9 protein-coding genes are annotated in these 13,916 nt (G+C 42.2%); 7 read left to right on the top strand and 2 right to left on the bottom strand.

All coding sequences use genetic code 11. The annotated features are described in order from the left end of the window. Positions 1-81: 81 nt before the first annotated feature. From QNH17_RS18590 to QNH17_RS18580, 3 genes are read left to right on the top strand one after another with little or no spacing between them, the layout of a single operon-like run. Positions 82-2,046: a putative thiazole-containing bacteriocin maturation protein gene (locus QNH17_RS18590; RefSeq protein ID WP_283874241.1), complete on the top strand. Its 1,965-nt coding sequence runs from the start codon at positions 82-84 to the stop codon at positions 2,044-2,046. Further along, positions 2,043-3,992, top strand: coding sequence for a TOMM precursor leader peptide-binding protein (locus QNH17_RS18585; RefSeq protein ID WP_283874238.1), 1,950 nt, complete (start codon positions 2,043-2,045; stop codon positions 3,990-3,992). Before QNH17_RS18590 ends, QNH17_RS18585 begins: the two co-directional genes overlap by 4 nt. Positions 3,993-4,015: 23 nt before the next feature. Further along, positions 4,016-5,587 (top strand): SagB family peptide dehydrogenase, encoded by a 1,572-nt coding sequence (locus QNH17_RS18580; RefSeq protein WP_283874235.1) that lies wholly within the window; start codon positions 4,016-4,018, stop codon positions 5,585-5,587. A 217-nt stretch (positions 5,588-5,804) separates the two neighbouring features. Here the strand turns inward: QNH17_RS18580 and QNH17_RS18575 are convergent, their stop codons facing one another. Next, positions 5,805-7,442, bottom strand: a complete 1,638-nt coding sequence (locus QNH17_RS18575) for a bifunctional metallophosphatase/5'-nucleotidase (RefSeq protein ID WP_481858532.1) — start codon at positions 7,440-7,442, stop codon at positions 5,805-5,807. Positions 7,443-7,727: 285 nt separating this feature from the next. Here QNH17_RS18575 and QNH17_RS18570 point away from each other — a divergent pair, with 285 nt between their 5' ends. Beyond that, positions 7,728-9,521 carry a S9 family peptidase gene (locus QNH17_RS18570; protein WP_283874233.1) on the top strand — a complete coding sequence of 598 codons (1,794 nt, stop codon included), beginning with the start codon at positions 7,728-7,730 and terminating at the stop codon, positions 9,519-9,521. Positions 9,522-9,750: 229 nt separating this feature from the next. Continuing rightward, positions 9,751-10,590 carry a KPN_02809 family neutral zinc metallopeptidase gene (gene ypfJ, locus QNH17_RS18565; RefSeq protein WP_283874231.1) on the top strand — a complete coding sequence of 280 codons (840 nt, stop codon included), beginning with the start codon at positions 9,751-9,753 and terminating at the stop codon, positions 10,588-10,590. A gap of 66 nt (positions 10,591-10,656) precedes the next feature. On the opposite strand, the gene QNH17_RS18560 is transcribed toward ypfJ, so the two are convergent. Next, complete coding sequence (locus tag QNH17_RS18560) at positions 10,657-11,334, bottom strand: cell wall hydrolase (RefSeq protein WP_283874230.1); 678 nt, start codon at positions 11,332-11,334, stop codon at positions 10,657-10,659. A 312-nt stretch (positions 11,335-11,646) separates the two neighbouring features. On the opposite strand from QNH17_RS18560, the gene QNH17_RS18555 reads away from it, so the two are divergent. Beyond that, positions 11,647-12,999, top strand: coding sequence for an amino acid permease (locus tag QNH17_RS18555; protein ID WP_283874228.1), 1,353 nt, complete (start codon positions 11,647-11,649; stop codon positions 12,997-12,999). 181 nt (positions 13,000-13,180) lie between these two features. Beyond that, positions 13,181-13,909 carry an amino acid ABC transporter ATP-binding protein gene (locus QNH17_RS18550; protein ID WP_283874226.1) on the top strand — a complete coding sequence of 243 codons (729 nt, stop codon included), beginning with the start codon at positions 13,181-13,183 and terminating at the stop codon, positions 13,907-13,909. The last annotated feature ends 7 nt before the right edge of the window (positions 13,910-13,916 follow it).

Raw genomic sequence — 13,916 nt, 5'->3', positions numbered from 1 at the left:
AGACATAAGGGACAAATTAAGGTACATAGAATTATAGTGATGATAAAGTATGGAGAAAAGTTAAGGCTAAGGAGGAGCGAAATGACTAGTTTGAACCCTTCTATGCGTCTGAAAGTGAAAAGGGATACGTTTTTTCTCCCCGATTCAAACAGAGGTGTGTATTTTCGGAACAATATAAGCTCATTTCGTATGGAAGGCAGTACGATCGAGCAGTGGGTTGAAAAGCTGATTCCCATGTTCAACGGGGAGTATACGTTGGGTAATTTAACAGAAGGTTTACCAGGCCCATACCGTGATCGGGTGTATGAAATTGCAGAAGTGCTGTATCGAAATGGGTTTGTCCGCGATGTAAGTCAAGATCATCCGCACCAATTGGAGGATCATGTTCTTAAAAAGCATGCTTCACAAATAGAATTTGTGGACAGTTTTGTTAATTCGGGGGCGTACCGTTTTCAAACCTATCGTCAGACCAAAGTGTTGGCAGTTGGCTCTGGTCCTTTTTTGGTTTCGTTGGTTTCTTCGTTGATTGAATCCGGATTGCCCAAGTTCAAACTGCTAATCACCGACACGGTACCGACTAATAGACGGCGGTTGCTGGAACTAGTGGAACATGCCCGTAAATCAGACCCTGAGGTGGAGGTAGAAGAGGTCAAATTAAAGGAAGATAGGGTAAGCTTTTGGCGAGAGAGTGTGCAGCCGTTTGATTCGATTTTGTATGTGTCACAGGAGGGTAATCTAGAGGAACTGCGACTTCTTCATACGGTTTGTAGGGAAGAAAAGAAGATTTTACTCCCTGCTATTTGCATACAACAGGTGGGTATTGCAGGTCCGTTAGTAAAACCAGACTCTGAGGCATGCTGGGAGTCTGCCTGGCGCCGCTTGCATCAATCTGTGCTATTCAAAGATCAACAATTATCTGCATACTCTTCGACAGCTGGAGCAATGTTGGCCAATGTGATTGTATTTGAATTGTTTAAAGAGGTGACAGGAGTATCCGAATCAGAACAGAAGAATCAATTCTTCTTGCTGGGTCTAGATACATTAGAAGGAAACTGGCATTCGTTTATGCCGCATCCTCTTGTGACGGGGCGAATATCGACTAAATGGGTTGAAGATTTCGAAAGCCGGCTTGGACAGGGATTAAGCACTCGTGAGCAGAGTGAATTGCTTCTTTACTTCTACCAGTTGACATCAAAGGAGTCAGGGATTTTCCATATCTGGGGCGAGGAGGAATTAAAGCAGCTACCGTTAGCACAGTGTCGTGTTCAGGCAGTCGACCCGTTGTCGGAGGGACCGGCCGAGCTGTTACGTGACATAGTCTGTTCAGGTCTAACACATGAAGAGGCACGAAGGGAAGCTGGTCTGGCTGGGATTGAAGCATATGCTTCACGTATGATAGATTTGTGGGTTACAAATCTACATCCATATCAGAAAGAAGAGGTTAGAATACAAGAATTGGAGGAATTTGTAGGAGTTGGTGCTGGGGAAACGTTTGCTGAAGGTGTTTGCCGTGGGTTGCAAAAGTGTTTGGAGGAAGAAATGAACATTCAACAGCGTAATCAGAAGATATCAGTCTCAGGGGTGCATTTAAGAGCTGTTGAAGATGAACGTTGCCGGTTTTATTTGCAATCGCTGACTACGTTACAGGGAGCACCACATATCGGGTTAGGAGAGGAAGTGTCCGGTTTCCCTGTGGTATGTGTCAATACGAAAGACGGATGGTATCGCAGCGTAGATTTGAATATAACATTGGCGTTACGAAAGGCGTTACAACAAGCTCTTAGCAAAGTACAAAACCCGGAAGTCAGCAATACAGCGCAAGTATTTGATGAATCGACCGTGTGTCTGGAAGAAAAGGTGTCACAAAGCATTGTCATCCCTGCTTGTGAAGAGAGGATACAATCCGAGGACTTGCAGGCCGCTATGGATGTCTTGAAGCAGAATCATAAGCAGCTTTCGGTGTTTGAACAAGAAATTGAACCATTTTTAAAAGAAGGTTTGGCTGGGGTGTTCGGAGTGTTGCTTCGAGAGGAGGAATTTGGGTGAGCGCTGCTGTCGTTTTGGTTATAGGAGAAGGGGTGGTGGCAGACAGTGTGTGCGAAGAACTTTTCGCCGATTACCATGTAGTTCGCCAGACCGAATTCGAGGCGGTTATTCCGAGAAAACCTGATTTGGCTCTGGTTCTTCAGGAAGCCTGGAATCCTTCTGTTCATCAAAAGGCAGAAGAGATATTTCGACGAACAGGGACGCCTTGGCTGCGAGGCTTCCTATCATTTGGAGAGGGTGTGGTGGGGCCGCTAGTTCGACCAGGGACCCCGGGGTGTTCTCAGTGCGCGGATATGAGACGTCTCATGGCTGGACGTGACCGAAAAGAGATGTGGGGGATTCAGCAAAGGCTGAGGGAGTACAGAAGCATGCAGCCGGAAGGATTTGTATCGAACACGGGACTCTCGCAACTTGCATATTTACTCAGGGCGGAGGTTAAACGAATCTTACAGGGTAATCATGCTCTTTCGGACGGCCAGGTATGTTTAATCAATTTGAAAACATTATCGAGTTCTTGGCATCCCTTTCTCCCTGACCCGTTGTGCCCAGTTTGCAGTCAATTACCCGATGATTCGGAAAAAACTGCTCGAATCTCATTGCAGCCAAGTCCTAAGGTCAGCCCCGACAGTTATCGCTGTCGTTCGTTGGAAGATCTAAATAAAGTTTTAACAAAAGACTATTTAGATCAGCGAACTGGCCTTTTGAATGGTAAAATGGTTTATTTAGTCCAACCCTTTGCCGATGTCAGTGTAAATCTGCCTTTGTTTGAGGGGGATGAGGGAACAGCAGGTAGGACAAATTCATATGAGGTAAGTGAGTTGACTGCTATTTTAGAAGGACTGGAACGGTACTGTGGTCTAGAGCCACGCGGGAAACGTACAGTTGTCTTTGATAGTTTCAGCAATTTGCAAGATAAGGCACTCAATCCGATTAAAGTAGGTGTACATGCAAAGGAACAGTATGAGCAGCATGGCTTTCCTTTTCAACCGTTTAATCCTGAGAAACCAATGAATTGGGTATGGGGGCATTCGTTTTTGGAAGAGCGTCCGATACTTGTGCCTGAGCTGCTTGCCTATTACAGCTTGGGTGGCGGGCAGCGTGGATTTGTCTATGAAACTTCCAACGGATGCGCGTTAGGGGGTAGTTTGGAGGAGGCTATTTTCTACGGAATTATGGAAGTGGTGGAGCGGGATTCATTTCTGATGACTTGGTACGCCCAGCTGAAACTTCCGCGACTTGACCCATCTTCTGCTGACGACCAAGAATTGCAGTTGATGATCGAACGTATGCGGGCAGTGGCAGGATATGATTTGTATTTGTATAATTCGACGATGGAGCACGGAATTCCGAGTATTTGTGCGATTGCAAAAAACAGGAAAGAAAAGGGAGTGAATCTTATCTGTGCTGCTGGCGCACATCTTGACCCGGTAAAGGCGGTTAAAAGTGCGGTCCATGAGTTAGCTGGCATGATGCTGACCCTAGATGAGAAATTGGAGTCAAACCAGGAAGAGTATAGCCGTATGCTGCAAGATTCATCTCTGGTCCAACAGATGGATGATCATGGCATGCTGTACGGGTTGCCGCAAGCGGAAGAGCGCTTGAACTTTTTACTTGAAGATAATCGTCCATTGCGAACATTTGCAGAGGAATTTAACTGGAAGTCGAGGCATTCAGACCTTACTGATGATTTACAGGAAATTCTTGAAGTTTTTCGCCAAATAAATCTTGATGTGATTGTGGTCGACCAGACAGCACCAGAATTGAAGCGGAATGGGCTTTTTTGCGTGAAGGTGTTGATTCCGGGGATGCTGCCAATGACATTCGGCCAACATCTTACCCGCGTTACTGGGCTAGGGCGGGTGCTCCGGGTACCGATGGAACTCGGATATTCAAAACAACCGTTGACACTTGACCAACTAAACCCACATCCGCATCCGTTTCCATAAGCGGGGACTAGGAGGCAAGGAGGATGAGTCTAGAGGAGTTTTTGCTCAATCTACATTTTGATATTGATAAGGCAAGCGTACCCAATTGGGAAGTGGATTGGGAAGATGCGCCACTTCCTTATAAGCTTTACAACGGCTTGCCAGAAGTACCATTTTCTCTTGAAGTACCGCTGACACTAGAGGAACAAGAACCACCCACAAAGCCTGATCTTCGCAAAATTGGTCATTTTCTCTGGTATGTATATGGTCTTACGCAAGTTAGCCAGTCAGTCTTTCCCTTGGATCCCACAGCTAAAACAGCGAACCGAGTACAGTCGTTTCGGCGGTTCGCACCTTCCGGCGGGGCATTATATCCAAACGAATTATATATTTATCTTAAGATAGAGGATTTGCCTGTTGGGGTGTACCATTATGATGTAGCTCATCACCGCTTGGTATTGTTACGAGAAGGAAATTTTGATTCATATCTAGCCCGTGCACTTGGGAATCGTTGTGATGTGTCTGCTTGTTTTGGTTCTGTGTTTGTGTCGACCCTGTTTTGGAAAAATTTCTATAAATACAATAACTTTTCTTACCGTCTGCAAGGGTTGGATGCGGGCGTGGTGATTGGACAGTTGTTGGAAGTAGCGAAACGTTTTGGCTTTGCAACGGGGGTTTACTTCCAGTTTCTTGATCGGGCCTTGAACCATCTTGTGGGGCTTTCTGAACATGAAGAGAGTGTGTATGCAGTTATTCCGCTTTCCGTAGAACCAACCATTTGGTCTACTAACGGAAGTAAAATAGACATCACTGCCTCAGAATTGTGCCGAGAGCTACCAGCGATTCAGCCCCATCATTATGTCCGATCAAAAAGGGTCAAAGAGTATCCGATGTTGACCAAATTGAATGAAGCGTCCTTGCTGGATACAACGCAATCGTTTCGGTTCATTGAGGCGACGGAGAGTTTGAATTTTGACGGTCAAGGGGAACCTCTGCCTCAAGTGAACCGGTTATCTTATGATCTGGCGTCAGCCTGTCGAAAGAGATTTTCACTGGATATGGATTTTGTTTTGGGAAAGGTGAGTCAAATTCAACTGGCCACACTTATGCAGGAAGCGACCGCATCCTTCTCGTATCGGAATGATTTGGATAGAACATATCGGAAGAACGAGCCTCGTGTTTCAATATATGGATGTTTATATAATGTTGAAGGTATTCCAAATGGAGCCTATTATTATGACAGCACTACTCATGAGCTGCGAAAGGTAAATCTTGGAGATTATCGACTCCAGCTGCAATCTGGAATGTCGCTAGATAATGTAAATTTGATTCAAGTACCGCTTTGCCTGCATGTGGCAGGAGACAGGGAAACATTCAGAAAAGCACTGGGATACCGAGGATATCGAATCCAACAAATGGAAGCAGGCATGCTCGTGCAACGATTACTGTTAGCGGCGTCAGCTCTCGGAATGGGGGGGCACCCACTCCTCGGATTTGATGCAAACTTGAGTGATCAGATTTACAAGATGGATTCTCAAGGAAAAACCAGTCTAATCCAAGTTCCAATTGGTCCCTATAGACAACGTCCATGGTTAAAAGGTAGTTTGCATAGTTAGGCAGGGTTTATTAAACGGGACCCCGATCTACCTTTTTTAATAATTAGGAATGAAACAATAAAGGAAAAAACCAATTAAATCTAGCTGATTTCTGAATAGCAAAAAGGTAAACGAGACGGCAGCAGCCGTCTCGTTCAATTTTCTTTGCATTAGAATTTGTGCGTTATTTTTGCTTCAGAAGATAGAAAATTTCTATATGTTAATTCATATTGCTTGGCTAATGAATTTTTTTTATTCGGCCTTCGCTCGAGGAGGTAAACGGTTGCTTAAGTTGTTTCACGTAAGTTTTAAATACATCTATGTCAACTGGACCTATTACTCTTTTTGTCCCTTTAAGTAAGACAGTGAAATTGTCCCCGCCGTCCGCCAAGTAGTCGTTTACCGTAACAGTGTATCTTGCTTTTGGATCAATCGCGGTCCCGTCTGTAGAAAAAACACCGTACACTTTACTTCCCGCAGGTTTTGTTCCGTCCCAAGTGTATTTTAAACCGGAAACTTGCAGCATCCGCACTTTGCCCGGCTGCCATTGTTGATTTAAAAGGCTGCGGATTTGGCCGCCGGTCAACGTCATTTTAACGAGTTTGCGTTTAAACGGTTGAATGGTTAACAAATCCTCAATGGTTACTTCTCCTTTATGAAGGTCTGCCCGAATTCCACCTGGGTTCATAAAAGAGAAATCAGAATTCATTACTTTTCTCTGCGAATCGGCAATCAGATTGCCTAAAGCTGATTCACCGTTTTCGTTTCGATTGCTGGAAATGTCGTTTGCAGCCGTTCCGACGACTTCCTTAACATAGGAAGCAACTTCAGCTTCGTACATTTCCACCATATCCTTGATTTCCTTATCCGGTTTGATAGCGTCCTGATAGGTAATGACAATTTCCGCCTTTTTGTTCACGATATCTTTCGTTACTGGATCAATCTCCAAGTTGACAGCGGAGAACGCCGTTCCGTAGGAATAAGCTTGAACAAGGAGCTTTCCATCTACTTCCGTATTAAGATAGGTATGGCTATGACCAGCAAACATCACGTCCACTTCATCGTCTACCCTTTTGGCCATTTTGACAATTTCTCCAGTAGCAGCACCATTTGGAGTGGACTGCCTGCCGTCATTATGCGCCAATATGACGATAGCTTTCACACCTTGCTTCTTAAGTTGTGCCACTGATTTATTAATGGCTTTCACTTCATCAATGAATTTTACCCCTTTTATTCCTTTCAAATTAACCATTGTGGGTGTTTCGTTCAATACAATGCCAATAAATCCGATAGATATGCCATTCAGACGGATAATTTTATAGGGAGGGAGGAGAGGTTTCCGTGTTTTTATATCAATTACATTAGCACAGATATAGGGGAATTGAGCACCATCAAAAAATCCTGTTTTGGAGTGGAACCCGCCATGGATCAACCGCATCATTTCTTTCACGCCTTGGTCAAATTCATGATTTCCCGGAGTTCCTAAGTCAAAGCCAATTGTGTTTAATACGGTAATCGTTGGTTCGTCTTGCAGAAGCGAGGAGACAGGTGCACTTGCGCCAACCATGTCACCTGCATGAACCAAAAGGGTATTTTTGTTTTCAGCTTTCTTTTGCCTCAAATAGGCAGCTAGATACTCAACACTGCCCACATCCCTTTGGTTAAATTTGCGAGTGATGTTTAATTGTCCGTGCAAATCGTTTACGCCGAGTAATTGCACTTGAATGAAACGGTTCTTAGTAATCTCGGTGTTATTGGGTACGCCTGATGTCTCCGGTTCCCCGGAGGCCATAACAATGCCCGCAGCTAAGGTAGTCGTAAGAACTAAAGCAGTTACTGCTTTTTTCATTACGTTCCAATTCAATGTTTCTCTCACTCTTTTCTCGCCTCCAAATCCTCTGGTTGATTACTCCTTTAGATTAAAGAAAGATTGTTAAATCTGTTTTATATTTTTATGAATTTTCAGTTAATTATTAAGGTTATTGAGTCCAGCGCTTAAGAATAATATGAATTGTTTCTAAATATAATTGATTGGATAGAATGACGTAAAGTTGATTGAACCTTGCAATGAATAAAGGTATTCATGAATTTTACTTAAAGATTCTTTTACATATTTTCCTGAGTGCGTCATACAATGGCTTAATTGAAAAGGGGGATGTTTATGGCGGCCGTTGATATAGAACCGTATTTACATGTTCGTTTTGCCCAAAATCCAGTCTATGATCCAATTGGTCACAAGATAAGCTTTATCGCTGACTATACTGGTTTGCCACAAGTTTGGGAATTGAATCTAGGGGAAGGGAATGGTGGATGGCCTGTCCAAACCACCTTTACAAAAGAAAGAATCACCTTTATTAGCTATCTAAATGGCAAATCTAATTTGATTATTGGCATGGATGTTGGCGGGAATGAAAATCAGCAATTGTACTTACTTAAGGAAGATGGAAAACTAATTGAGTTAACAAACTCACCAGACCATATCCACCGTTTTGGCGGAAGTTCTCCAGATGGAAAATGGATCGCTTGGTCGAGTAATCGCCGAAATCCAGCTTTTTTTGATATTCATATTCAAAATCTGGAATCGTTGGATATTCGTCTTTTGAATGCTGGGGATGGGGTATTTTCAGCGGTTAAATGGTCTCCTGACGGTACATCCATTTTGATCCAGAGGTTAAATTCCCCTTTAGATAATGATTTGGGCATCATCGAACTTTCAACAGGGGCTATAAATTGGTTAACAGAACATACAGGGGAAGCGAGTTTTAGAGACGCCCATTTTAATAAGGATGGGGACCATCTATATGTATTATCGAATAAAGACAAAGAATTCTATGGGCTTGCTCTTATAAATATAAAAACCAAACATCTCGAATGGCTAGAGCAGGGAAACTGGGATTTTGAGGATTTAACAATGAATAATGATAAAAATTTGTTAGCTTATTCAATAAATGAGGGAGGAATATCGAAAGGGGTACTTTTAGATATTAATCGAAGTTACCTTTATACGTGGAAAACTCCAATCGGAGTCATTTCAAATTTAAAATTTTCCCCAGATAGCCAAAAACTAGCCTATGTCTTTAAGGGGGCGGCAAATCCCTCGGATATATGGGAACTTGACTTAAAGACTATTCAGGCGGAGAGGCTTACATTTGTATCCCGTTCACCAGTACTGGAACATAAATTAGTGGAGCCGGAACTTATCTCCTTTCGCTCTTTTGATAACCTCGAAATTCCAGCCTTTTTTTCCAGGCCGAAAGATTCCATTGAAAAACCTCCAGTTGTTATATATATCCATGGCGGGCCCGAGAGTCAAGCTCGTGCGGTATACAACCCTATTCAGCAGTATTTACTAAATCAGGGTTATGCCGTGTGTACACCAAACATTCGGGGGAGTACAGGATATGGAAAAAGCTATACACATTTGGATGATGTTCGAAAAAGAATGGACGCTGTTAAGGATCTCATTTTTTTAGTGGAGTGGCTAAAGGTGAATGGGAATATAGATTCTAAAAAGATTGCAATCATGGGTGGGAGCTATGGCGGTTTTATGGTGCTTGCTGCCATCAGTCACTTTCCACATCTTTGGGCTGCTGCTATTGATATTGTGGGAATGTCCAGCCTTAGAACCTTCCTTCAAACAACAAGTCCTTGGCGTAAGAAGCACAGGGAGAGTGAATATGGAACAATAGAACGAGACGGAGAATTTTTTGATAGAATTGATCCATTGAATTATTCTGATCGAATTACCACGCCATTATTAGTTATTCACGGGAAGGGCGATCCGCGTGTCCACATAAAAGAATCTGAGCAAATAGTTGATAAATTAAAGAAACGAAATCACACAGTTGACTTTATTCGCTTCGAAGATGAGGGCCATTCCATCGTAAAACAAAAAAATAAGATAACTGCCTATAAGGAAATGGTAAGGTTTCTCAATCTTTATCTTGGTAACTGATCCTAACTCAAGGACATAAAAGTCCTAATGTAGTGGGAAAGTTCTGAAAATATGCAACCATCTAGTTAAACTGGATGTTCAATAGGTGATATACAAATCGGCTCCCGGAATTCGGGGGCCGTTTTGTATTCGCACAGCTTTTAGTAAACAATTTCCAAAAAGTATATGATTTTAATCTTCGAAATTGAGGGTATAACAAAGTTAATTGGCTTTTAAAGGAGGCAAAAAAATGAAATGGAAAGGAAGACGGCAAAGTTCAAACGTTGAAGACCGAAGAGGAATGGGCATGGGCGGCAAAACCGTGATAGGAGGCGGGTTAGGCAGTATTATAATCGTTCTTCTCTTTACACTGCTTGGAGGGAACCCAGGAGATCTTTTGGGCAACAATCAGACTTCTGATACGGGTTCACAAGCTCCTCCACCTTATCAAGAATCTGCCGGGGAGAAGGAATTGGCGGACTTTGTATCTGTTGTTCTTGCTGATACAGAGGATGTCTGGTCAGATGAATTCAAGAAGAAAGGGTTGCAATACGAAAATCCGAAGCTTGTTTTGTACACCGGCAGTGTCCAGTCTGCCTGTGGATCAGCTAGTTCGGCGGTAGGACCATTTTATTGTCCTGGCGACCACAAGCTGTACATTGACTTAAGTTTTTATCAGGAACTGAAACAAAAATTCCAGGCGCCTGGGGACTTTGCGATGGCGTACGTCATTGCCCATGAAGTTGGTCACCACGTCCAGACTCTTTTGCATACTGGAGACCAAGCTTCCCAGGCACAGAAGCGTTCCAATGAGTACTCGGTTCGATTTGAATTGCAGGCTGACTACTTGGCGGGTGTTTGGGCCCACTACGCGCAGGGGAAGGGTTATCTAGAAAATGGCGACCTTGAAGAGGCAGTGAATGCAGCAAGTGCGGTAGGGGATGATAATATCCAGAAAAAATCACAGGGATATGTGGTTCCGGAAAGCTTTACACACGGAACTTCCGAGCAAAGAAAACGCTGGTTCAATAAAGGATTCAAAAACGGAACCATCGAGGGAGGCGATACCTTTAAAGCAGCAAACCTTTAAATGGCATCAACCGTAAGTATACATTTTTTACATGCAAAAAAAGCCGTCATCGACGGCTTTCAAACTTTATTTTGCAAAAACATGATCACCAATCGTTTTTACAACTGGACGCGTACGAATCCATTGATCCTCTGCAATTTCTGGGTTATAGAAATATACGGAATTATTTAAACGGTCTTTTCTGGTTAGTGCTTTTTCTACTGCTCGTTTCGACTCATCTGATGCGGGCTTATTAATTTCACCATTTTGAACTGGTGAAAAGGCATAGGTACCCCCGACGACTTGATTAATTACACCTGTAACTGTATCTGGAAAATCAGGTGAATCAACTCGATTTAATACGACAGTCGCAACGGCTACTTTTCCTTCATAGGATTCACCTTTTGCTTCAGCATTCACTAGTCGGGCAAATAAGTCCTTCTCTTTATTAGAAAGTGTAACGGCTGGCTTCTCTTTTTCTTTTTTTGGCGTTTTTTTATCTGGTTTGGATGCTTTTTTTTCTGTTGCTTTCGGTTGAATAGGATTTTCCAATTTTTTTTCTATCTCCAACCAATTATCAGGACGATTATTATCTTGTTCTATATTAATAGTGTTTAAACCTTTCTGTTGCCCAAGTTCAATGAGGTTTACCTCTTTTACCACTGGAGATTGTGTAATTGCCTCGGCCGTACTAGTTTGTATACCTATAAATGCAATTGTAGCTACACAAGCTACAACTAAAGTTTTCATGTAATTGTTTTTCATGTTGCTACCTCCTGTAAAATCGTATGTTCCTACTTTAACATGTGCTAGTACACGATTTACAGAACGACTCTGTTACATTTCTTTTTAGTTTGATGAACAACATTACAGGGAAAATAGAATTATGACATAATTCCTGTATAAATGACATATTCAATCCAATTTTACGAATTAGAGGAATATTTTACTGTGGATTTTTTGTAATTTTATGGAAGCAAAAGAAGAAATTTGATTAATATGAATATTCTTTCATGTGGAAAGGGAAATCCAACTTCGTTATTCTAAAAGAATAATTATGAAGGGTGGAATCATGGTGTGGGCAAAAATCACGAAGGTGAAAAATTACAACGAGGCCTAGACAACAGGCATATCCAGTTAATCGCACTAGGTGGGGCCATTGGTGTTGGTTTATTTTATGGTTCAAGTGCAACGATTCAGATGGCTGGACCGTCAATTTTAATCTCCTACTTAATTGGAGGCTTAGTTATTTTTACTATTATGAGGGCATTAGGGGAAATGGCTGTAGATGAGCCCGTTTCCGGTTCATTTAGTTCCTATGCGAATCGTTATTTAGGGCCATTTGCCGGTTACTTAACAGGTTGGACCTATTGGTTTATGTGGGTTGTCGTCGGGATGGCAGAAATTACAGTGGTCGGTGTTTATGTAAACTACTGGTTCCCTGATATTCCGCAATGGGTGACGGCACTGGCTACGCTCGTAGTTGTTACTATGATAAATCTTACTAGTGTAAAAGCATTCGGGGAGTTTGAATTCTGGTTCGCGATGATCAAAGTTGTGGCTATTATTGGAATGATTGTGGTTGGATTAGGGATGATCCTCCTAGGTATCGGCAACGATGGTCAGCCAATCGGATTTAACAATCTTTGGGCTCATGGCGGATTTATGCCAAATGGTATGAAAGGTATATTAATGTCATTGGTGCTAGTAATGTTTTCATTTGGAGGAGTAGAACTGGTCGGAATAACAGCAGGGGAAGCTAAAAACCCTCGAAAATCGATTCCATCAGCCATCAACAATGTGGTCTGGAGGATATTAATTTTTTATATTGTTTCATTAGGAATCATGATGTGTTTATATCCTTGGAATGAAGTAGGTACGAATGGCAGCCCGTTTGTATTGATTTTTGATAAAGTTGGAATTCCTGGAGCAGCCCATATTATTAATTTTGTCGTGTTAACTGCAGCATTGTCTGCATTTAATAGTGGCCTTTTCAGTACAGGTAGAATGCTTTACAATTTATCCCTTCAAAATAATGGTCCGAAATATTTCGGAAAGCTAAATAAGCATTCTACACCAAGACGTGGAATTTTATTTTCATCCTCATTTTTACTAGTGGCGGTTTTTTTAAATTATATTGTTCCGGAAAAAGTATTTATGTATATCTCCTCTGTAGCAACCGTGGCGGTTATTACGAGTTGGACCATTATATTGGTTACACAAATCAAATTCAGACAATCAAAAACACAAGAAGAAGTAAAAAAATTAGCATTCAAAATGCCGTTATATCCAGTTTCATCTTACCTAGCACTTGCTTTCTTAGCAGTTGTTGTCGTGTTAATGTTCTTTATAGAAGAAATGCGAGTCGCATTAATTGTCGCACCAGTGTGGTTTATAGTTCTATATGTAGGTTACCGTCTTAAAAAGTAAAGGTGTTAGGCATCATGTGAAATTTTCACATGGTGCCTGACACCTTTTTTACTATATCCGTCTTTATAACTATCCATAAAACAAGTCAATGGTCGCGGTTTGAATGGGACAAGGTCTGAATAACATGTAAGTAACCCAGAAAATTGCCATATTTATTTAGTTTTAGTTGAGGAGGTCAAGAATGATTGAATTTAAGCAGGTGAATAAGTTTTATGGGGATTTTCATGTTTTAAAAGATATTAACCTCAAAATCTATCAAGGGGAAGTAGTCGTCGTAATTGGACCATCCGGTTCAGGAAAGAGTACATTGCTCCGTTGTATTAATCAACTTGAAACTATTTCGGCCGGGACCCTTACTGTGAATGGAATATCCGTAGGAGATAAAAAAACAGATATCAATAAGTTAAGGCGAAATATCGGCATGGTATTTCAGCACTTTTATTTATATCCCCACAAAACAGTGCTTAAAAATATCACGCTTGCTCCGATGAAAGTGCTGGGCCAATCCGAAAAAGAAGCGACAGAAACAGCCAGACATTATCTTAATAAGGTAGGGATATTGGATAAGGTCAACGCTTATCCTTCCCAACTTTCCGGAGGTCAGCAGCAGCGTGTAGCCATCGCCCGCGGACTTGCCATGAACCCGGAAATTATGCTTTTCGATGAACCCACCTCGGCATTGGATCCTGAAATGATTGGGGAAGTTCTGGACGTCATGAAAGCCCTCGCCAAAGAAGGCATGACGATGGTTGTTGTAACCCATGAAATGGGCTTTGCCAAGGAGGTAGCCGACCGAATCGTCTTTATGGATGAGGGGCGGATTTTAGAAGAAGCAGTACCGGCTGAATTTTTTGCGAATCCGCGTGAAGAACGGGCGCGTCTATTTCTCAGCCGTATCTTAAATCATTAATTGGAGG

The organism is Neobacillus sp. SuZ13 (assembly GCF_030123365.1).
Taxonomy (GTDB): Bacteria; Bacillota; Bacilli; order Bacillales; family Cytobacillaceae; genus Neobacillus.
The sequence above is the reverse complement of the archived record's forward strand: the minus strand, read 5'-3'. Positions and strand labels throughout refer to the sequence as shown.